Origin of the sequence: Macrococcus capreoli (assembly GCF_025628935.1) — a bacterium.
In the GTDB taxonomy this organism is placed as follows: Bacteria; Bacillota; Bacilli; order Staphylococcales; family Staphylococcaceae; genus Macrococcoides; species Macrococcoides capreoli.
Genome location: NZ_JAOTIS010000003.1, coordinates 53,663 through 75,000, shown reverse-complemented (window position 1 = coordinate 75,000; position 21,338 = coordinate 53,663). Strand labels below are relative to the sequence as shown.

Here is a 21,338-nt window from a genome sequence, read left to right as displayed (position 1 = left end):
TTTTTTGTAGCTGTCTTTTTTATTGAATTCTATGCTTATTACAAATCATAAAATATTAAATTGGAGAAAATGGCTGACATTTGATAAGATTTAGTAATGATAAAGTTGAAGGAGCGATTGATTTGAGATTTTTAACAGCTGGGGAGTCACATGGACCAAAATTGACAGTAATTATTGAGGGCATGCCTTCTAATATGGAACTGACAAGTGACATGATTAATCAGGAACTATTTAAACGTCAAGGTGGCTATGGTCGTGGACGTCGTATGCAGATTGAAAAGGATACGGTTGAAATTACTTCAGGTGTTCGTCATGGTATTACACTCGGCTCTCCAATAACACTAGTGATTACAAATGATGATCACAAGCACTGGTTAAAGGTTATGGGTGTGGATCCAAAAGATGATACAGAACCTATAAAGCGTGTCATTACGAAACCACGTCCTGGGCATGCGGATCTTGTAGGCGGCATGAAATATCGACATCGTGATTTACGTAACGTACTGGAGCGTTCTAGTGCCCGTGAGACTGCGGCGCGTGTAGCTGTCGGTGCTGTATGCAAAGCATTACTGAATCAACTAGGTATAGAAATATTCTCACGTGTTGTCGAAATTGGTGGTGCAAGAGATCATCATGATTATGAAATAGAGGAGATTAAACAACATAACGATAACAATGACGTGCGTTGTATGGATGAAGCTGTTGCGCAGCAAATGAGAGATGTAATTGATAATGCAAAGTCAAAGGGTGATTCTATCGGTGGTGAAGTCCAGATCATCGTACAAAATGTACCAGCAGGGATAGGTAGTTATGTTCACTATGATCGTAAGTTAGATGGTAAAGTCGCACAATCTGTGATTAGCATCAATGCATTTAAGGCAGTGTCGTTTGGTGCAGGCAATGATATGAAACATTTACCAGGAAGTCTTGTTCAGGACCCAATCGCTTATAATGAAACAGGATACTATCGATTATCAAATCAACTTGGTGGATTTGAAGGGGGTATGACAAACGGTATGCCGATAATTGTCAATGCCGTTATGAAACCAATCCCTACATTATATAAGCCATTAGATTCAGTTGATATTAACACGAAAGAATCGTATAAAGCTTCTATAGAACGAAGTGATAGTTGTGCTGTGCCGGCAGCATCAATTGTCTGTGAGCATGTTGTCGCTTTTGAAATAGCGAAAGAAATATTAGATGAATTTCAATCAAATGATTTAATGCAATTGCAAGAGAACATTGAACGTCATAAAGCCTATATTAAGGAGTTCTAGATGAAACTCTTAACAAATTATCAACATACTCAACACAACACCAATTACGAGATTATCATAGCGGAAAACGCCTTATCATTTGACTATGATTTTGGCAAATATCATCGATGCATTGCATTAATCGATGAAAGCGTATATGACTTACATCAAATGAAAATTAATACATTTTTAAACCGTTATGCAATGGAAAAAATATTGCTTCCGTCTGGTGAAGCGGTTAAAACGATCGGGAACTTTGAAATAATCGTAGAGCAATTACTTGAACAAAATATAAAGAGAAATGATTGTTTATTGGCTATCGGTGGTGGAGCAACCGGAGACTTTACGGGGTATGTTGCTGCGAGTATATTACGTGGTATATCCTTTATTCAAGTGCCGACGACGATTCTTGCACATGATGCTGCGATTGGGGGCAAAACGGGAATAAACGCAAAACATGGTAAGAACTTAATCGGTGCATTTAAACGTCCCGATCTCGTTATATATGATCTTGATTTTCTTGATACACTCAGTCCAACTGAACAATTGAGTGGATTTGCAGAAATATTAAAGCACGTCATGTTGAACGGACAATATACTTTAAACAATTCAAACATTATCGACAATCTTGATATGAAAAAATTGATGCAGGACTTTAATTCTGTTATGGATTTTAAAGATAAAGCAAAACTAAAAAAATGGTTAACCTATGGCATTCAAACGAAATTGAATGTTGTTGAGCGTGATGAACTTGAAAGTGGTTTACGAAAGTTTTTAAATTTCGGACATACACTTGGTCATGCGTTAGAATTTACGCATAAATTACCACACGGTATTGCAGTAATGCATGGTATGATGTACGCACTCATATTAAGTGGCTATGAAGATGAACTGGTCATTTCATTTTATCATTGGCTGAAACAACTTGGTTATCCGAATATTAACGTTGTTGCGTATGATGAATACTATCAATTGCTTCGTAAAGATAAGAAAAATGAAAGTGAAGCGATTAAATTTGTTGTGATGCAGCAAAAAGTGGGCACTTTAGAAGATGTGTTTCATATGCAATCGTTTGATGATGCAACATTAGAACAAACATTCAACCGTTGGGTCAACATATTAAGGAGTTGTTATTATGAAAAGTAATGGATTAATCGGTGAAATCACTGTGCCGGGAGATAAGTCGATTACGCACCGTGCTATCATACTAGGGAGTCTATCAACAGGTAGTATGCGTATCATTGACCCGTTATTAGGTGAAGATTGCATGCGTACAATTAATATATTTCGAAAGCTTGGTGTTTCAATTCGCATTGATGATGCACGGCATTACATTACCATTGAGTCAAAAGGTTATCGTGAATTTACTGAGCCGACACAAGTACTCGATACAGGTAATTCTGGAACGACAACGCGATTACTTTCTGGTGTATTAGCAGGGTTGCCGTTTATGACAGTAATGAGTGGAGATGATTCCATTGCGAAGCGTCCGATGGATCGTGTGATTCAACCGTTACTAGCGATGGGGATAGATATTAAAGGAAGTCGAAATAATAGTCGAACACCTATTGTCATCAATAGTGGAAACAATCAAATTGAAATTCAAGGGATTAAATACGACATGCAGGTTAAAAGTGCACAAGTTAAATCTGCCATTTTATTTGCTGGGCTTTATGCACATAGTGACGTGCTTGTAAAAGAGCAGGTCACTTCTCGTAATCATACAGAATTAATGTTTAAGCAGTTTGGTATCAAGATTGATCAGCACGATGATTACATTTATTTACCGAAACGCTCAGTTGAAGATCTGCAAACAACTGATGTTCAAGTGCCAGGTGATATTTCATCTGCTGCATTTTTTATAGTAGCTGGGTTAATTGTTCCGAATAGTCATATAACCATTAAGAACGTCGGTACAAATGTTACACGTTCGGGTATTATCGAAGTTGTTAAAGCAATGGGCGGCAATATCAAGCTAACACCTGTGTCTAATAGTGCAGAACCGATATGTAACATAGAAGTAAAATACACACAAGCATTAAATGCTACAAATATTTCGGGGGAGTTGATTCCGACTTTAATCGATGAAATTCCTATTATCGCTTTACTGATGACACAAGCGAAGGGTAAAAGCGTCATCAGTGACGCTGAAGAATTAAAAGTAAAAGAAACAAATCGAATCGATAAGGTTGTTGAAAGTTTGAACCAACTCGGCTATCATTTAGAAGCTAGAACAGATGGTATGATTGTTTATGGACAGGAAAAGCAGGCGCCAATTAATTTACAATGTTCATCTTTTCATGATCATCGTATCGGTATGTTACTTGCTGTTGCAAATTTATTAGAAGAACAAGAGATTAATATTGAACATTTAGAATCAGTGAATGTTTCATACCCTTCATTTATGAAAGATTTAAGACAACTACAAGGAGGACACTAATGGATATTTATCAATTGATAGACCAGATCCATCTACAAAATTTAGAACATCTGGATGAATCGGTTGACAGTGCTTTGTTTACTGAAGACCACGATGCATTATTCCAGCTCGGAGATACATTATTACAATTTGGATTAAATCCTCAAGGGTTAAAAGTATTTACAAGACTCTTTGAATTATATCCGGATGAACCGGACGTCATGGCTTATTACATCGAATGTTTAATTGATGACAATCAACATGATAAAGCGATTGTAGTATTACATAAAACGCCTGTTTCCGTTGAGCGTTTAATGCTTGAAGCAGATATTTATCAGCAGCAAGATATGTTAGAGGTTGCAATTGAAAAAGTGAAACAAGCATATACATTATCTAGTGAAGATCCAATTATTAGTTTTGCACTTGCAGAATTATATTATTTTGATGGACAATATTTACCAGCAGCACGTAATTATGAATATTTAATCAATAATGGAATTGATCGTGTCAACAATGTTAATATACAATCCCGCATTGCTGATTGTGTATTGCAATCAGGAGATTATGAAGAAGCGGTTGAGCAATATGAAAAAATCGATGATAAAGATTTGCTGAGTGACGACTATTTCAAAATGGCCATCAGTTATCAAAAGGCGGACCGAATTGAGCGTAGTATTCAAACGTTACAAACGTTACTCGATAAAGATCCGGATTATATGCAGGCCTATTTATTGCTCGTGAACCTATTGGAAAGTGAACGCAAATATCATGATGCCATTCTTGTAGGTCAAAAAGGTTTAAGTTTAAATGAGTTTTATAAAGAGTTATTAGTGGATACTGGGCGTATCATGATTAAAATGCACAACGAAAAAGGTGTTGACTATTTAATTCAAGCTTTAACGATTGATCCGTCTTATGTTGAAGCAGGTCTATTACTAGCTGATTACTACAGAGAAGTAGAAGCATATGAAGAACTTGTTAAGTTATTTACATATATCGATGAAGAGGATTTAGATCCAACCGTCATGTGGCATTTAGCATATAGCTATCAGCAACTAGAGAAAGATAAAGAAGCAAAGCATTTCTATGCAGAAAGTTATAACGTGTTAAAAGATAATGTTGTATTCTTAACAGATTATTATCATTACGCACGAGAAATTGCAGATATTAAACTTGCCGAACAACTTTATACTTTAATACATCATCTTGATCCAAATGCAGATTTGGAGGCATAAATGCAAGTCGATTTAATTGAAGCACGCAGAGCATTTTTAAAGTATCTATTGCATTACTACGAAATACACGATAAAAATACTGTATGGTTGCTGAATCTTATGAAAGATAAAGATGAAATTCTTTATACATTACGATTTAAACAGTCAACTCAATTCAATAATCAATTGATACTCTTTAATAACTTTAAAGTCCATTTAATATTAAAGCATGGTATTTATACGGATAGTGATGTGATTTTTCATTATTTATTGAGTAACCGCGATGAATTAAATATAAAAATGATGTTTGAAGATGCAAGATTTAAATCTTTATGTCAACAAGAAATCATGCATTCTATAGACTTATTTACAATCGAAGCGCAATTTATTACACTTGATTACATTGCTTCAAAATTAGATTTATTTACATTGTTGCAAAACAAAAAACTATATGATTATTTAATGAATCAAATAAATATGGCGATTGAAAATACATTAATCTATAAGCAGGAAAAAAGATTCAATTTACTTACTCAATTAAAGAAAGATTTAGAGAGGGAGCGTAACAATGTTATTTAATCATCAAGATTTAAAGACACTACAAGATCAGCTGGAATATATCGACACTGTCATCATTCCAGTTGTACCTGTAGATTACTCGAAACACCTTATCGATATTGCAGATCATTATGAAATGATTCAATACGTTACAATGGGTGTTGAACAACAATTTAAAGGTCGCTTACTTGTGATTCCACCGATTCAAATATTTGAAGATCATCAAGTGTTAACACAAGCTGAAGCGCAACTTGTTTCATTTGGTTTTAAAAATTTAATTTTTGTAACACCACAAAAGTTTAATTTAGAAAAAGAAAATGTGCATAAAATAAATATTTTACCGCTCGAAAGTTTAGATAATGAGATGAAGCAGAGTTTCGTTCAGGATAATATAAAAGCATTGATGAAAGCGATAATACAAGTGTGGAATAAATAATGACAATTTTAGTACATAAATTGTGACATCTTATTGACCAAGCTGAGTTATTAAGCTAAAATTGATATGTCCTAGTATATTTTATATAAAAGAATCGCGTTAGAGGGGGGAAAATTAAATGAGCCAACGTGTCACAAGACGCCAATTTTTAAACTATTCCCTAATGGGAGTTGGATCATTTATGGCTGCTGGTATGGTTATGCCTTTAGGTCGCTTTGCGTTAGATCCTGTGTTTAAGTCTGGAGCAGCAGGGAACATGATAACAACAAGCGTAAAAGTTTCGGAGATTAAAGAAGAACCAACGAAAGTTGACTTCAAATTCGAACAAAAAGATGCATGGTATACGAGCGAAGTAACTGCATTTGCATGGGTTTATAAAGATGGAGGAAAGATTGTCGCATTATCTCCAGTGTGTAAGCATTTAGGTTGTACGGTTTCATGGAATGGTGATAAATCTAATCCGAATCAGTTCTATTGTCCATGTCATAATGGTCGTTACGAGAAAAATGGTAAGAATATTCCGGGTACACCACCACTTGGGCCTTTAGATCAGTATGAAACTGGCGAAAAAGGCGGAATGTTAACAATCGGTAAAAAACATCCAAATGAATTAGTGAAATAGGAGGGTAAAAAATGATCGATAAAATCTATGATTGGGTCGATGACAGACTTGATATAACACCAATCTGGCGCGATATCGCAGATCATGAGGTGCCTGAGCATGTTAACCCTGCTTATCACTTTTCTGCATTCGTATATTGTTTTGGTGGATTAACGTTTTTCATTACAGTAATTCAAGTATTATCAGGTATGTTCTTGACGATGTATTATGTACCAGATATCGTTAATGCCTGGAAATCAGTGTATTATTTACAACATGATGTTGCTGCGGGTGTCATTGTTCGTGGTATGCATCACTGGGGTGCAAGTTTAGTTGTTGTTATGATGTTTTTACATACGCTTCGTGTATTCTTTACGGGTAGTTACAAACAACCACGTGAGTTAAACTGGTTAGTCGGCGTATTAATTTTCTTTGTTATGTTAGGCTTATCTTTCACTGGCTATTTATTACCATGGGATATGAAAGCACTATTTGCAACAAAAGTAGGTTTACAAATTGCAGAATCTGTACCTTTCATTGGGCCTTGGGTTAAGACATTATTAGCAGGTGATCCACAAATTGTTGGTGCACAAACATTAACGCGATTCTTCGCTATTCATGTATTCTTCTTACCTGCATGTCTATTCGCGTTGTTAGCAGCTCACTTTATCATGATCAGAAAACAAGGTATTTCGGGGCCACTATAAACACGAATACACTATAAAAGGAGGTAATATAGATGCATCGCGGTAAAGGGATGAAATTTGTTGGTGACTCACGTATTAAATCATATGAGAAACCGAAATTAAATCGAGATTATTCAGAATTTCCAGGTAAAACAGAAAGTTTCTGGCCTGATTTCTTATTAAAAGAGTGGATGACAGGTGCTGTATTCTTAGTAGCATATTTATGTTTAACGGTTGCACATCCATCACCGTTAGAGCGTATTGCTGATCCGTCGGATACGGGTTACACACCATTACCAGACTGGTATTTCTTATTCTTATACCAAATCTTAAAGTACACTTATGCATCGGGTCCATTTAACACATTTGGTGCAATCGTAATGCCAGGTATTGCATTTGGTGCATTAATGTTAGCACCTTGGTTAGACAATGGTCCGGAAAGAAAGTGGACTAAACGTCCTTTAGCTTCTGGCTTTATGTTATTAGCTGTTGCTGTTATCTTCTACACAACTTGGGAATCTTCACATTATCATGATTGGAAGAAACAAGGGATGCAAGGTAAGATTGTATTTACAAACTTAGATAAGAAAAATCCAACGTATGAAAAAATCATCAAGTCAAACTGTACAAGTTGTCATGGTGGTGAATTAACAGGTGGTGCAGGTCCTAACTTAGTTAAGTTAAATTTACCTGCGGCTGGTGTAGAAGCTTTTGTTGAAAAAGGTTCTGGACCAATGCCTTCATTCAAAGATACGTTAACTAAAGAACAAATTAAAGAAGTTGGTAAATTTATCGAAGGTTTAGAAGAAACTGACGAAAATGGTAAACCACTTAAGAAATAATAACTTAAGAATCATCCTTGTGATGATTCTTTTTTTATGAGGTGATGGATGATGGATCAATACTACTATTGGATACAAAATAAAGCATTCTTGATTTTTATTATTTTGTGTAATTTATTAGGTACTATTTATGGTTACTATTGGTATATGGGGCAGTTGAAAGAAACGGAATGGTATTTTACCCCATTCGTTCCAGACAGTCCTACTGCGACGTTATTTTTAGTGATTGCACTTATCGCTATCGTATTAAATAAGCATTTTAAAATTGTTGAATGCTTAGCGTTTATTACATTAATTAAATATGGGGTCTGGGCAGTTGTAATGAACATCTTTACATTTCTTGAATTAGGTGAAATAACAGGCATAGGTGTGATGTTGTGCATTTCACATGCGATTATGGCAATTCAGGCATTATTATTTTTCCCATTGTTTAAAATTGAAATCAAGCACTTATTGATGACTGCTGTATGGGTATTCCATAATGATGTGATTGATTATGTTTATATGCAATATCCTGTATATAGTATGTTAAGTCAATATATACAACATATTGGTTATTTTTCATTTTGGCTCACAGTTTTTTGTTTTAGTTTGTTATATCTGCTAATCAAAAAGAACATAACATTTGATTAATTTTGACCATTTTTATAAAATAATATTAGTTAATCTGAAGGAGGAAATACATTTATGAGTTATATTTTGTATTTTATTATTATTATGTTAGTACCGATGTATTTTCAATATAAAGTGAAATCTACTTATAATAAGTATAGTCGTGTACGTTCAACGAGTGGCAAAACAGGTCAACAAGTTGCGGAGGAAATACTTGCAGCAAATGGTATTACGGATGTTCGTGTAATTGAAGGCGAAGGATTCTTATCAGATCATTATGATCCTTCAAAAAAAGTGGTCGTATTAAGTCCAACTAACTTTAGACAACCAAGTGTTGCAGGTACTGCGATAGCTGCCCATGAAGTAGGTCATGCGATTCAACATGCGACGGGTTATGGAATGTTGAAAGTGCGTAGTTCATTGGTTCCTTTAGCAAACTTAGGGACGACATTTAGTTACATGTTAATCATGATTGGTGCTGTGTTAACAGGTATAAGTCATCAAGGTGGCGGTATTGGCGCAATGGCTATTTGGGCAGGCGTTGTCCTTATGTCATTTGCTGTATTGTTCTCAATCGTCACGTTACCCGTGGAATTTGATGCAAGTAAACGTGCGATGCAACAAATTGAAGCACTTCATATTGTTAATGAAGAAGAGTATCGACATGCGAAAAGTGTATTATCAGCAGCAGCGATGACATATGTTGCAGCAACAGCAGTTGCCGTTGCAGAGTTTTTAAGATTCTTTATGATGGCAAGAAACGCAGACTAATTACGAAACTTGATATAATAAAAGGGCAATGACGAAGTGTCTTGCCCATTTTTTATTTTTTATCAATGTATATTGCATTATTAGTGTTCTAAAGGCTTTTTAAATTCATCTAATGTAAATCCTTCTCCTAGCACATCATGAACGTCTAATAATGAAACGAAAGCATGAGGGTCAATACTATGAATCACTTGTTTGAGTCGTGTCAGTTCATTTCTAGGGACGACACAATATACTATAGGGCGTTCTATTTTTGAATAGTGACCACTCGCTGAAATTAAGGTGACCCCGCGTTCTAGTACGTTACTGATTTCATCTGAAATTGCTTCATGATGGTCTGAGATAATCATTGCACCACGTGCAGAATAGCCGGAATCCTGTATCATATCAATTACACGTGCGCCGACAAATACACAGACTAACGTATACATCGTAATACGATAATCCCCGATTGTTAAATAAGTCGCCAATAATACACAACAATCGAAAGCAAACATCGTACGCCCCATCGGCACTTCAAAGAATTTCTTCATTAAGCGAGCTAGTATATCAACTCCACCCGTTGTACCACCAAATCTAAAAATAATACCAAGGCCAACACCGATAAATACACCACCAAATAAACTTGCAAGTAATAAGTCATCTTTTAAATTGATTTGTAAAGGATATTTTTCGCATATCCACAAAAATAAAGATACACTTAAAGTGCCGATTAATGTATAAATAAATGATAACCTTCCGAGTAGTTTATAACCGACAAAAAATAATGGTATATTAAAAACTAAATTCAATATTGCAGGGCTAAACTGAAATAAATGGTATAATATTAAAGCAATACCGGTAAAACCGCCTTCAGTTAAAGCGTTTGCCATATTAAAATTGACGATACCAAAACTAAATATAAATGAACCAATTAAAATCATCATGATGTTGATGGGCTTTACTTTAATGATTGATTGCATTGGCACTCCCCCTTTTACAAAATATTATACATAATTACGATATTGTTTTGGAGGTATTTATGAAAACTTTACAAGATATGCAACATGAAGTAGATGAATATATTCAACAGTTTAAACTAGGGTACTTTAGCCCGATGGAAAATATGGTGCGTTTAACAGAAGAAGTTGGAGAACTTTCTCGAGAAATTATGCATGTATACGGACCTAAACAAAAGAAATTATCAGAGAAAGAAAAAGATATCGGGATGGAACTGGCCGACAATTTATTTGTACTCATTTGTTTAGCGAACTCAATGGATATTGATTTGACAGCTAGTTTTAATCTAACGATGGATAAATTTAATCAGCGAGATAAAAACCGCTTTGAAAGGGTGGATGAAGCATGAGGTTTGCAATCATTGCACATGATCAGAAGAAAGATGCACTCGTGCAATTTATAGAGCATCATCTGGATGAATTTCGTAAACATGAACTATTTGCTACAGGTACGACAGGTTTACGCGTAATGGAAAGAACAGGATTAGAAGTTAAACGTTTTAAATCGGGTCCGCTTGGCGGTGACCAGGAAATCGGTGCTCTAGTGGCGAATAATTTAATTGATGCCATATTTTTCTTTAGAGATCCGTTAACAGCACAACCCCATGAACCTGATGTAAGTGCATTATTACGTCTATCTGATGTATATGATGTACCACTTGCAACAAATGAAGGTAGCGCACTTGCTATCATTACTTATTTTGAATCACTTTAGGAGGCAATTATGAAAATAGGAATAACATGTTATCCTACGATGGGCGGATCAGGAATTATCGCTACAGAACTTGGAATAAAGATGGCTGAAAGAGGGCATGAAGTGCATTTTATTACGTCAAATACGCCATTTAGAATTCAGTTTCAAATGCCCAATATTACAATACATCAAGTTGATGTCAATCAATACTCGGTATTTCAATACCCTCCGTATGATATTACATTAGCGACAAAAATAGCGGAGGTGATTAATGTTTATGATTTAGACGTTCTACATATGCATTATGCTGTACCGCATGCAATTTGTGGCATATTAGCACGTCAAATTGCGCGAAAAGATGTTGGTATTGTTACGACTTTGCATGGTACTGATATCACGGTATTAGGATATGACTCAACATTAAAAGATGCCATTAAATTCGGTATAGAAGAAAGCGATGTAGTAACAAGTGTTAGTAACGCATTGACACAAGAAACTTACGATATTATTGGACCGAATAAAGAAATTAGAACTGTATATAACTTTATTAATGAACGTGATTTTGAGCAAATTGATAATCAAGCACTCAGAGCGTGTTACGGTATTCCCGACGATTACAAAGTATTGATTCATGTTTCTAACTTTAGAAAAGTAAAGCGCATTCAAGATGTCATTAAAACGTTTAGCTTAGTAAGAAATAAATTAAAATCAAAATTGATATTACTCGGTGATGGTCCAGAACTAACGAAAATGCGAGCATATGCAAAAAAATTAGGTGTTTCTGATGATGTGATGTTTTTAGGGAAACAAGATCAAGTGGCAAGTTACTATCAAATGGCAGATTTATTTTTATTGATGAGTGAAAAAGAAAGTTTCGGACTTGTGTTACTAGAAGCGATGCATACTGGTGTCGTTTGTATTGGAACAACAGCTGGAGGGATACAGGAAGTTGTTAAACATAATGAAACTGGCTATATTGTTGACGTCGGTGATACGAAAGCTGCAAGTGAATATGCAATTGAATTACTTACAAATGAAACGCTTTATAAACAGTTTCAGACAGCAATGAAATCTGACATTAACGACAGATTCCATTCAGCCATAATTACAGACCAATATGAAGCAATATACCGTTCATTAGTAAAAAAATAATAAAATGAGTGGAGTTATTATGAAATTAGATATATCTCATTTAAATAAAGCGACACAATCATTGATTCATGCTGCAAACGAAGTAATCGGTGTATTAAATCAACATGGATATGAGGCATATATCGTCGGTGGCGCTGTGCGTAATATATTACTAGGGCAAGATATCAATGATATTGATATTACAACAAATTGTGTACCAGATCAGATGATTACGTTTTTTGATAGAACGGTACCTGTGGGTATTGAGCATGGCACGGTACTTGTTTTGTGGCATGATTATCAGTTTGAAGTCACAACATTTAGAATTGATGGTGAATATTCAGATCATCGGCGTCCTGAACAAGTACAATTCGTATCAGATTTGAAATCTGATTTAGAACGCCGTGATTTTACTATCAATGCATTAGCATTGACCGAATCATTGGAAGTGATTGATTATTTTGATGGGCAAAGTGATTTAGCGCTTCAACAAATCCGTGCAGTGGGTAATGCGCGAAGTCGATTTGAAGAAGATGCGTTACGTATGATGCGCGCAATACGATTCCAAAGTGTACTGGACTTTGATATTGAAGTGCAAACAATGGATGCGATTCATCAATTTGCGCATACCATTGAATTTGTTTCGATAGAACGAATTATTACAGAGATGAAGAAATTGGTATTAGGAAAAGGCATTCATTCTGCACTGCACATTTTTTATCAAAGTATGTTTGTACACGTACCATTTTTTAAGGCGATTAAAGCAAATACGGTACAATATCAATTACATCATCCTACTGATTTTAATACGTATGTGGCTTATATTATTTTTAATGAAGCACAAATTGGCACGGATTTATTATCTGAAATAACGCATTTAAAATTATCGAATCAAGAAAAGAAGCACATTAAAGATTGTATTGAAATACTTAAATACTTTCATAACCCAAAAATTTCATTACAGCGATTCGTCTATTCTTATGATGCGGATTTAATTCAAAATGTAATCAAATTAATTCAGGTGGAAGAATTGGATTTTATTGGTATTGTTGATTGTGAGGAAATTATGAATGTTGCACAACAATTACCAATTCAGTCAAGAGATGATTTACAAATTAATGGACACACTTTAATGATGTATTTAAATAAACAGCCAGGGCCATGGCTAAAGGCACTGATAAATACAATTGAAGTTGAAGTCATTGAAGGTCGATTATTAAATCAACAAGAAACAATACTGGAGTGGGCAAAACAACATGTCTAAATATAAACAAGAAATATTGTCCTATTTAATGGCACATCAAACCGAATATGTTTCAGGACAGACACTTGCGAATCATTTTAATATTTCTCGCACTGCTATCTGGAAAGCAATTGAAGCATTGAAAACACAAGGATTTACTTTTGAATCGATTAAAAATAAAGGGTATCGCATCACTGATTTACCCCACCAATGGGACAGAGACTTATTATCCTATGTTTTAAAGGATGCGATAATAGATCAATTATATGTTTACGAAGAAGTTACGTCTACACAAACGATTGCGCATGAATTATGTCTTACTCATGACGAGCCATTGCTAGTATTGAGTGAAATTCAAACGTCTGGAAGAGGACGTTATAAGCGTCCATGGTCATCTCAACAAAATACGGGATTATGGATGAGTCTCGTGCTACATCCGAATATTAGTTATCAACAAATTGCGACATTCAATTTATTTATTTCAATTGCAATTGCTGAAGCGATTAAAGCTATCACGCATTTAGAACCGAAAATAAAGTGGCCAAATGATATTTATATCAATAATAAAAAAGTATGTGGTTTTCTCACTGAAATTAATGGGGATTCAGATGGTGTTCATACAGTTATTTGTGGCATAGGTATTAATATTAACCATAACATTGACGATTTTGATGGTCGTTTACGCCAAACAGCGACAAGTTTAAAAATTGAATCAAAAGAAGAAATAGATCGTTATCAATTTATTAAAACATTGATGGATATGATTGCGCATTATTATGACATGTTCTTAACACAACCATTCTCTGAAATAAAATCGGTTTATAAAAGCTATTCAATGATTTGGGATAGAACATTAAGGTATACTGAAGGTAACAAACAAATTCACGGTAAAGCGGTTGATTTAAAGGATGATGGTGTACTCGTTGTATTAGATGACAATGGTGCGTTACATCAATTTATTAGTGCTGATATAGAAGTGTAGGTGTAAAGTATGGCATTAAAATATGCTATTGTAGATATTGAGACAACGGGGAATAATTTAGACGTTGATGAAATGATTCAAATCGGTGTTTGCATTATGCAGAATAATACAATCATCGATACATTTGACTCATTTGTACATACAGTGCAAACGATACCACCGTTTATTCAATCTTTAACGAAAATTAATAATCATATGATTGAGAATGCACCAACATTCCATGATTTTGCAGCGCGCCTTAACGATATGTTAGAAGGGTGTGTTTTTGTTGCGCATAATGTGGATTTTGATTTAAACTTTCTGAAAAAATATTTTAATGAATGTAATATTAATTATCAACCTAAATATATTATGGACACGGTCGATGTATTTAAAATTGTTTTTCCGGAAATGGAAAGATATCAACTGTCCTATTTATCGGAACAATTACATGTTGATTTAACGAATGCCCACCGTGCAATTGATGATGCAATTGCGACAGCTAATATATTAATGATCGCATTGGAGAAACTAAACAACTTGCCGATGAACACACTGAAATCACTGTATCAATTTGCAAAGTCAATGCGTTATCATTTTGATGAAGTATTATTTGACTTAATTCGTGAATATAAAGGTTGTGCTATGCCATTTGAAACGACTTTAGGTTTGAGTTATGTAAAAAAAATAAAGCACTCAGCGCCGTTACATATCGATGAAACATTTGAATCATTTTTTAAGCGAATCATCGCTTCGTTAGACTTTGTCTATCGCAAAGAACAATATGAATTATCATTTGAAATTTATTTAAGCTTAAAACATCAATCAGAGATAACAATTGAAGCGGAATTAGGGAGTGGCAAGACGTTAAGTTATTTACTTGCTGCAGCCTATTTTATATCAGAAACTAGACAGTCGGTTTTAATATCAACATCAACCATTGCATTACAAAATCAAATGATTGATTATGATATCGCATTGTTAAAACATTGTGGATTACCGTTACCATTTCAAATCATTAAAAGTAAAAGTCATTACTTAACGATAGAATTTGTTGATTACGTTTTAAAAGATCAAAAAAGTAATCATGACATTTTAATATTGAAGATGCAGTTACTCATCTTTTTAATGAGTGGTCAGGACGGAGATATAGAACGCTTGAATTTAAATGGTGGTCGTAAAATATATTTCGAATTAATGCGTAGTTTATATTTACCGAAACAACAGGAAACGTATTTATTCGATTTATTATCAGATGCAGCACATATCGGTATTACGAATCATGCACATTTATTGTCGAATCGGAAACAAAACGTTTTTGAGCAGTATCAACATTTAATAATCGATGAAGCGCATCAAATATTAAATTATGCGTTGAAATATACGACTTTAGCGATAAAGTATCAAGATTTGAAATATATAATTTCACAAACACTTCAGGAATTTGATACATCTGGTGTAAGTCAGAAGCAAAAACTAAGTGATTTGACATTCTTTCAATACGGGAGTATCAATAATGAATTGCATCAAATGAATGAAAAGTATGAACAACTCTTTGATTACTTATTACAGCATTATTATAGTGACCGTATTGTTAAAGCTGAGTTAACTGCCCAAGATGAAATTTCTTTGCTATTACATGAAATTAAACAAACGTTGGCTACCATTGCATTAGTCCCAAATATTACAAAAATGCAAAGAAAAATGATTGAAAATTTAATGCATACATTTGAACGATTTGTTCAAAATATTGATGCACAAGGTGCGTTATATTTATTATTTAACAATCATAATAAATCTGGCATTCAAATAATTTTAAAAGAAAATAAAATAAGAAGTGTGATTGAACAATATATTATCAATGCTTTTGATGCAAAAATCTTTATTTCAGGAACAATTAATTCAATTAATGAACATAACGTCTTATCTGATTTATTCATGGAAAGCAAAAAATACATTAAGTTTGAATCATCATTTGACAAGGTGAAAGCACCACTGTTTATTCCAAACGATATACCACAATTTAATTATCAGCACCAAGATGAATATATTGAGAAATGTTTAGAATATATTTTATTGTATTTAAATCGTTATGATGGTAAAGCATTAATTTTGCTCAATAGTTATCAACAAGTGGAGTTATTACGCGATTACTTATATGATACTGCACTCGATCAAGTGATTCTTACGCAAAATAGTGATGTGAATACAACAAAGCTCAATCAACAATTCAACCAGCTTGAAAAAGGTGTGTTACTTGCAACACAGACATTTTATGAAGGTATCGACTTTAAATATAGTGGTGTTAAATGTGTCATGATTGTATCTTTACCATTTATGCACCCAAAAGATATTAATATTGCATTAATGAAAGATGAAGTGGATGATGTCTTTCTAGATTATCAAGTGCCAGTAGCAGTGAATAAACTGCACCAGGCAACAGGCAGATTAATTCGCACTGAAAATGATAAAGGCTGGATGATATGTTTTGATCGTCGTATAGTTGATAGTCGATATGCGAATAAATTTAAGCATATTTTACGTAACTATGAATTATTTGAAGGAGCTATTGAAGATTTTGAATCTTTCCTAAGCCAGGTTTATAAAAGTTTTTCATAATAATATCGTAAATGACTTAATAATTACCTGATTTATTGGTAAACTGTTCTTATAATAAATGCTAGGAGGAATGAGGTATCGTGGAATTATCTCAACGTGTACAAAAATTAACACCTTCAACGACTTTAGCAATAACTGCGAAAGCGAATGAATTAAAAGCAAGTGGACAACCAGTGATTGGATTAGCTGCAGGTGAACCTGATTTTAATACACCTCAAAATATTATTTATAAAGCATTTGAAGCCGTTCAAAATGGCGCAACAAAATATACACCATCTGGTGGGCTAAAACAACTTAAAGAAGCCATTCAACAAAAATTAAAAAATGACAACCAATTAGATTATGCTTTAAACGAAATTATGGTTGCAAGTGGGGCGAAACATGCTTTATATAACTTATTCCAGGCATTATTAAATGACGGTGATGAAGTCATCGTCCCGATTCCTTATTGGGTAAGTTATCCTGAGCAAGTTATTTTAGCAGGTGGAAAAGTTGTTTATGCTGATAGTGATGAATCTACTGAATATAAAGTAACGGTCGAAGTACTGGATAAAGTTAGAACGGATAGAACGAAAGCATTAGTATTAACATCACCAAGTAATCCGAGCGGTATGGTATATACAAAAGAAGAACTACAACAAATTGCAGATTGGGCAGTTAAAAATAAAATTGTCGTCGTTTCTGATGAAATTTATGAAACGCTAGTATATGACGGAGAACATGTAAGTATTGCAAGCTTTAATGATGATATTAAAGCATTAACTGTTGTGATTAACGGTGTTTCGAAAAGTCATTCAATGACAGGTTGGCGTATCGGTTATGCATGTGGAGATGCGAAATTAATTAAAGCGATGACAGATTTATCAAGTCACTCAACAAGTAACCCGACGACACCTTCACAATGGGCAGCAATTGAAGCGTATAATGGAGATAAAACGTTCTTAAATGAAATGAATGGTATCTTCAAAAGTCGCTTAGATGAAATTTATCCTAAATTAATGGAAATCCCAGGAATTCAATGTATTAAACCAAAAGGAGCTTTCTATTTATATCCGAATGTTAGTGAAACAGTGAAATTATGCGGGTATGATAATACTGAAGAATTTGTTACTGCATTGTTAGAAGAAAAATTAGTTGCGGTAGTGCCAGGTTCTGGTTTCGGTTCACCCAATAATATTCGTTTAAGTTATGCAACAGATTTAGAATCTATGCACGAAGCAATTAAACGCATCAAAGAATTCGTAGAAGAGAAAATGGAGAAATAGTTATGACAAAAATTACAATTAATCAAGCAAGCAAATATGTAGGACAAGAAGTAACAATTGGTGCTTGGATTTTAAATAAACGTTCAAGCGGTAAAATTGCATTTTTACAATTACGTGATGGTACTGGTTTTATGCAGGCAGTAGTTGTGAAGGAATCTGTTGGAGAAGATTTATTTAAAGTTGCTAAAGGGATTACACAGGAATCATCTTTATACATCACTGGGATTATTAAAGAAGATGAGCGTTCTGACTTCGGTTATGAGATGGAAGTTACAGGAATGGACGTTATTCATGAATCTGTAGATTATCCTATTACACCGAAAGCACATGGTACAGACTTCTTAATGGATCACCGTCATTTATGGCTACGTTCAAAACGTCAGCATGCTGTAATGAAGATTCGTAACGAAATCATTCGTGCAACATATGAATTCTTTAATAACGAAGGATTTACAAAGATTGATCCACCAATTTTAACGGGATCAGCGCCAGAAGGTACTAGTGAATTATTCCATACTAAATATTTTGATGAAGATGCATTTTTATCTCAATCTGGTCAATTATATATGGAAGCGGCAGCGATGGCGCATGGTAAAGTATTTTCATTCGGTCCTACATTCCGTGCTGAAAAGTCAAAAACACGTCGTCATTTAATTGAATTCTGGATGATTGAACCTGAAATGGCGTTTTATGAGCATGAAGATAGTCTGAAAGTGCAAGAACAATATGTTGCTTATATTGTTCAATCAGTGCTTAAAAACTGTCAATTAGACTTAAAATTATTAGGTCGTGATACTTCTAAATTAGAAAAAGTGAAAGCACCATTCCCACGTATCACTTATACTGAAGCAATTAAATTCTTAAAAGAACAAGGCTTTGACGATATCGAGTGGGGTGATGATTTCGGAGCACCACATGAAACAGCAATTGCAAATCATTTTGATTTACCGGTATTTATTATGAATTATCCTACGGGTATTAAGCCATTCTATATGCAACCTAACCCGGAAGAAGAAGGTACTGTTAAGTGTGCTGATATGATTGCACCTGAAGGCTACGGAGAAATCATTGGTGGTTCTGAACGTATTAACGATTTAGCGTTATTAGAACAACGTATTCAAGAGCATGGATTAGATCCAGCAGCATACAGCTACTATACAGATTTACGTAAATACGGTAGCGTCCCGCATTCTGGTTTCGGTTTAGGATTAGAACGTACAGTTGCATGGTTATCAGGTGTAGAGCATGTGCGAGAAACAAGTCCTTTCCCACGTTTATTAAACCGTTTATATCCATAGTATGTAAACGTCAAATGATAATATATTATGAATTAAATCGTATAGATATAGCAATATATCTGTACGATTTTTCTATCACAAGGAGGAGCAATGAGCATATTTACAAAAGATATCATGATTCCTCGAATATTATTCGAACACTATTATCAAATCGGTATGAGTGAAACAGAACTCATTCTCATCATGAAAATAATTGAGTTGTCTGAAAAAAATAGTTTGCCATCTTTTGAGACGATCAGCAATGCGATGAGTATTGATAAATCGCAAGTGATGATTATTTTGCAAAACTTAATTAGTAAAGATTTCATAAAAATTAATGTAAAAAAATACGATGAACAACATTTTGAGGAACGATATGATTTGTCACCACTTGAGCAACGTTTAATGCAGTTGAAAGATGAAGCAATGAAGACGACTAATATACAAACGCAGCAGGCGAGTTTCAAAGAAGTATTCGAACGCTTTGAAGTGACGTTTGGTAGACCATTAACGCCGATTGAAATTGAAACGATAACGCACTGGATCGATACGGATCATCATTCAGCGCCGCTTATCATTACTGCATTAAACGAAGCGAGTAGTCATAATAAATTAAGCATTAAATATATTGACCGCATATTGCTCAACTGGAAGAAGCGAAATGTGAAAACGATTGACGAATCTAAAGCGATTAGCGATACGTTTAAACCAACAAAAACTTTAACAAAAACGATACCGGAGATACCGGTGTTTGACTGGGTGAACGGGGAGAATCCATATGATCAGTAAGAAGAAAACTTTAGCGATGCTCGATGTGATTGATGAAATGTTTCCTGATGCGGAATGTGAGCTTGTCCATGACAATCCTTTTGAACTCACGATTGCTGTATTATTATCTGCACAATGTACGGATGTCCTAGTTAATAAAGTAACGAAGACATTGTTTCAAAAGTATAAATCGCCGGAAGATTATATCAAGGTAAGTGTTGAGGAATTAATGGATGATATACGATCTATTGGATTGTATAAAAATAAAGCAAAAAATATTCAGGCATTATGTCGTATACTGATTGAAAAATATAATGGTGAAGTACCGAAAACACATTCAGAACTCGTTCAATTACCAGGTGTAGGACAAAAAACAGCAAATGTTGTTGTTTCAGTTGCTTATGGCATACCAGCACTTGCAGTAGATACACATGTTGAACGCGTTTCAAAGCGCTTAGGAATATGCAAATGGAAAGATAACGTGAAGCAAGTTGAATCGACATTACGCAGTAAAATCCCGAAAGAACGATGGAATAAAACTCATCATCAGTTAATCTTTTTCGGCCGCTACCATTGTGTAGCACGTAATCCGAAATGTTTGGAATGTCCATTACTACAAGACTGTAGAGAAGGGAGAAAAAGACATAAGGTGGTTATATCTTGAAGGAACGTATGAAAGCTTTAGAATCATTAATCGATGCACATAGTCGTAACCGAACATTATCAAGTCATGAAGCACAAAAGTTACTGGATGAATATTTTAACGGTTTGTTATATTTAATGTGTGAACTCAACGATAGTAATCCAGTGAATAATGACAATACATTTGAACATGGCCCATTAAATTTTAATGAGCGACTACAATATATTGAAGCCCGTAAATATCATTTTATGGGCTATCAACAGATGAAAACGATGTGTATTGAAATTCAAAAGATGTTAGCAATAAAAAACATAAAAAAGAAGCGACAACATTAATGTGTTTCG

23 protein-coding genes are annotated in these 21,338 nt (G+C 34.4%); 22 read left to right on the top strand and 1 reads right to left on the bottom strand.

The genetic code is table 11. From position 1 onward, the window contains the following. Window positions 1-122 precede the first annotated feature (122 nt). The 11 genes from aroC (at window position 123) to OCL94_RS03180 (ending at window position 9,398) form a co-directional block, all read left to right on the top strand. Window positions 123-1,280 carry a chorismate synthase gene (gene aroC, locus OCL94_RS03230; protein WP_262994521.1) on the top strand — a complete coding sequence of 386 codons (1,158 nt, stop codon included), beginning with the start codon at window positions 123-125 and terminating at the stop codon, window positions 1,278-1,280. Then, the gene (locus tag OCL94_RS03225; RefSeq protein WP_262994519.1) at window positions 1,281-2,405 is read left to right on the top strand and encodes a 3-dehydroquinate synthase; all 1,125 of its coding nucleotides are present in this window, start codon (window positions 1,281-1,283) and stop codon (window positions 2,403-2,405) included. It abuts the gene before it with no gap. Further along, window positions 2,395-3,699, top strand: coding sequence for a 3-phosphoshikimate 1-carboxyvinyltransferase (gene aroA, locus OCL94_RS03220; protein WP_262994517.1), 1,305 nt, complete (start codon window positions 2,395-2,397; stop codon window positions 3,697-3,699). The genes OCL94_RS03225 and aroA overlap by 11 nt, the downstream gene beginning before the upstream one ends. Beyond that, the gene (locus OCL94_RS03215; RefSeq protein ID WP_262994515.1) at window positions 3,699-4,913 is read left to right on the top strand and encodes a tetratricopeptide repeat protein; all 1,215 of its coding nucleotides are present in this window, start codon (window positions 3,699-3,701) and stop codon (window positions 4,911-4,913) included. Before aroA ends, OCL94_RS03215 begins: the two co-directional genes overlap by 1 nt. Further along, the gene (locus OCL94_RS03210; RefSeq protein ID WP_262994513.1) at window positions 4,914-5,471 is read left to right on the top strand and encodes a YpiB family protein; all 558 of its coding nucleotides are present in this window, start codon (window positions 4,914-4,916) and stop codon (window positions 5,469-5,471) included. Next, window positions 5,461-5,886 (top strand): YpiF family protein, encoded by a 426-nt coding sequence (locus OCL94_RS03205; protein ID WP_262994511.1) that lies wholly within the window; start codon window positions 5,461-5,463, stop codon window positions 5,884-5,886. Before OCL94_RS03210 ends, OCL94_RS03205 begins: the two co-directional genes overlap by 11 nt. Window positions 5,887-6,004: 118 nt before the next feature. After that, window positions 6,005-6,508 carry a QcrA and Rieske domain-containing protein gene (locus tag OCL94_RS03200; RefSeq protein ID WP_262994509.1) on the top strand — a complete coding sequence of 168 codons (504 nt, stop codon included), beginning with the start codon at window positions 6,005-6,007 and terminating at the stop codon, window positions 6,506-6,508. 11 nt (window positions 6,509-6,519) lie between these two features. After that, window positions 6,520-7,194, top strand: coding sequence for a menaquinol-cytochrome c reductase cytochrome b subunit (gene qcrB / locus OCL94_RS03195; protein WP_086042577.1), 675 nt, complete (start codon window positions 6,520-6,522; stop codon window positions 7,192-7,194). Between the two features lie 32 nt (window positions 7,195-7,226). Beyond that, complete coding sequence (locus OCL94_RS03190; protein WP_262994507.1) at window positions 7,227-8,015, top strand: menaquinol-cytochrome c reductase cytochrome b/c subunit; 789 nt, start codon at window positions 7,227-7,229, stop codon at window positions 8,013-8,015. 51 nt (window positions 8,016-8,066) lie between these two features. After that, complete coding sequence (locus OCL94_RS03185) at window positions 8,067-8,648, top strand: DUF1405 domain-containing protein (protein WP_262994762.1); 582 nt, start codon at window positions 8,067-8,069, stop codon at window positions 8,646-8,648. Between the two features lie 54 nt (window positions 8,649-8,702). Continuing rightward, entirely contained in the window at window positions 8,703-9,398 is a 696-nt protein-coding gene (locus tag OCL94_RS03180; protein ID WP_262994505.1) for a zinc metallopeptidase, read from the top strand. Window positions 9,399-9,478: 80 nt separating this feature from the next. On the opposite strand, the gene OCL94_RS03175 is transcribed toward OCL94_RS03180, so the two are convergent. Then, entirely contained in the window at window positions 9,479-10,357 is an 879-nt protein-coding gene (locus OCL94_RS03175) for a YitT family protein (RefSeq protein ID WP_262994503.1), read from the bottom strand. 59 nt (window positions 10,358-10,416) lie between these two features. On the opposite strand from OCL94_RS03175, the gene OCL94_RS03170 reads away from it, so the two are divergent. The 11 genes from OCL94_RS03170 to OCL94_RS03120 all read left to right on the top strand — a co-directional run bounded on the left by OCL94_RS03170 (window position 10,417) and on the right by OCL94_RS03120 (window position 21,329). After that, window positions 10,417-10,743, top strand: coding sequence for a nucleotide pyrophosphohydrolase (locus OCL94_RS03170; RefSeq protein WP_262994501.1), 327 nt, complete (start codon window positions 10,417-10,419; stop codon window positions 10,741-10,743). Beyond that, window positions 10,740-11,108, top strand: a complete 369-nt coding sequence (gene mgsA, locus OCL94_RS03165) for a methylglyoxal synthase (protein WP_262994499.1) — start codon at window positions 10,740-10,742, stop codon at window positions 11,106-11,108. The genes OCL94_RS03170 and mgsA overlap by 4 nt, the downstream gene beginning before the upstream one ends. Before the next feature lie 9 nt (window positions 11,109-11,117). Beyond that, complete coding sequence (gene bshA / locus OCL94_RS03160; protein ID WP_262994497.1) at window positions 11,118-12,239, top strand: N-acetyl-alpha-D-glucosaminyl L-malate synthase BshA; 1,122 nt, start codon at window positions 11,118-11,120, stop codon at window positions 12,237-12,239. 19 nt (window positions 12,240-12,258) lie between these two features. Then, entirely contained in the window at window positions 12,259-13,482 is a 1,224-nt protein-coding gene (locus OCL94_RS03155) for a CCA tRNA nucleotidyltransferase (RefSeq protein ID WP_262994495.1), read from the top strand. Continuing rightward, window positions 13,475-14,443 (top strand): biotin--[acetyl-CoA-carboxylase] ligase, encoded by a 969-nt coding sequence (locus OCL94_RS03150; protein WP_262994493.1) that lies wholly within the window; start codon window positions 13,475-13,477, stop codon window positions 14,441-14,443. The genes OCL94_RS03155 and OCL94_RS03150 overlap by 8 nt, the downstream gene beginning before the upstream one ends. Window positions 14,444-14,452: 9 nt before the next feature. Beyond that, complete coding sequence (locus OCL94_RS03145) at window positions 14,453-17,041, top strand: helicase C-terminal domain-containing protein (RefSeq protein WP_262994491.1); 2,589 nt, start codon at window positions 14,453-14,455, stop codon at window positions 17,039-17,041. Between the two features lie 80 nt (window positions 17,042-17,121). Beyond that, window positions 17,122-18,306, top strand: a complete 1,185-nt coding sequence (locus tag OCL94_RS03140; RefSeq protein ID WP_262994489.1) for a pyridoxal phosphate-dependent aminotransferase — start codon at window positions 17,122-17,124, stop codon at window positions 18,304-18,306. 2 nt (window positions 18,307-18,308) lie between these two features. Next, window positions 18,309-19,604, top strand: coding sequence for an asparagine--tRNA ligase (asnS, locus tag OCL94_RS03135; protein WP_262994487.1), 1,296 nt, complete (start codon window positions 18,309-18,311; stop codon window positions 19,602-19,604). Between the two features lie 90 nt (window positions 19,605-19,694). Then, window positions 19,695-20,372 carry a DnaD domain protein gene (locus tag OCL94_RS03130; protein WP_262994485.1) on the top strand — a complete coding sequence of 226 codons (678 nt, stop codon included), beginning with the start codon at window positions 19,695-19,697 and terminating at the stop codon, window positions 20,370-20,372. Continuing rightward, window positions 20,362-21,015 (top strand): endonuclease III, encoded by a 654-nt coding sequence (gene nth, locus OCL94_RS03125; RefSeq protein WP_262994483.1) that lies wholly within the window; start codon window positions 20,362-20,364, stop codon window positions 21,013-21,015. Before OCL94_RS03130 ends, nth begins: the two co-directional genes overlap by 11 nt. Beyond that, complete coding sequence (locus tag OCL94_RS03120) at window positions 21,012-21,329, top strand: YpoC family protein (RefSeq protein WP_262994481.1); 318 nt, start codon at window positions 21,012-21,014, stop codon at window positions 21,327-21,329. Before nth ends, OCL94_RS03120 begins: the two co-directional genes overlap by 4 nt. Window positions 21,330-21,338 lie beyond the last annotated feature (9 nt).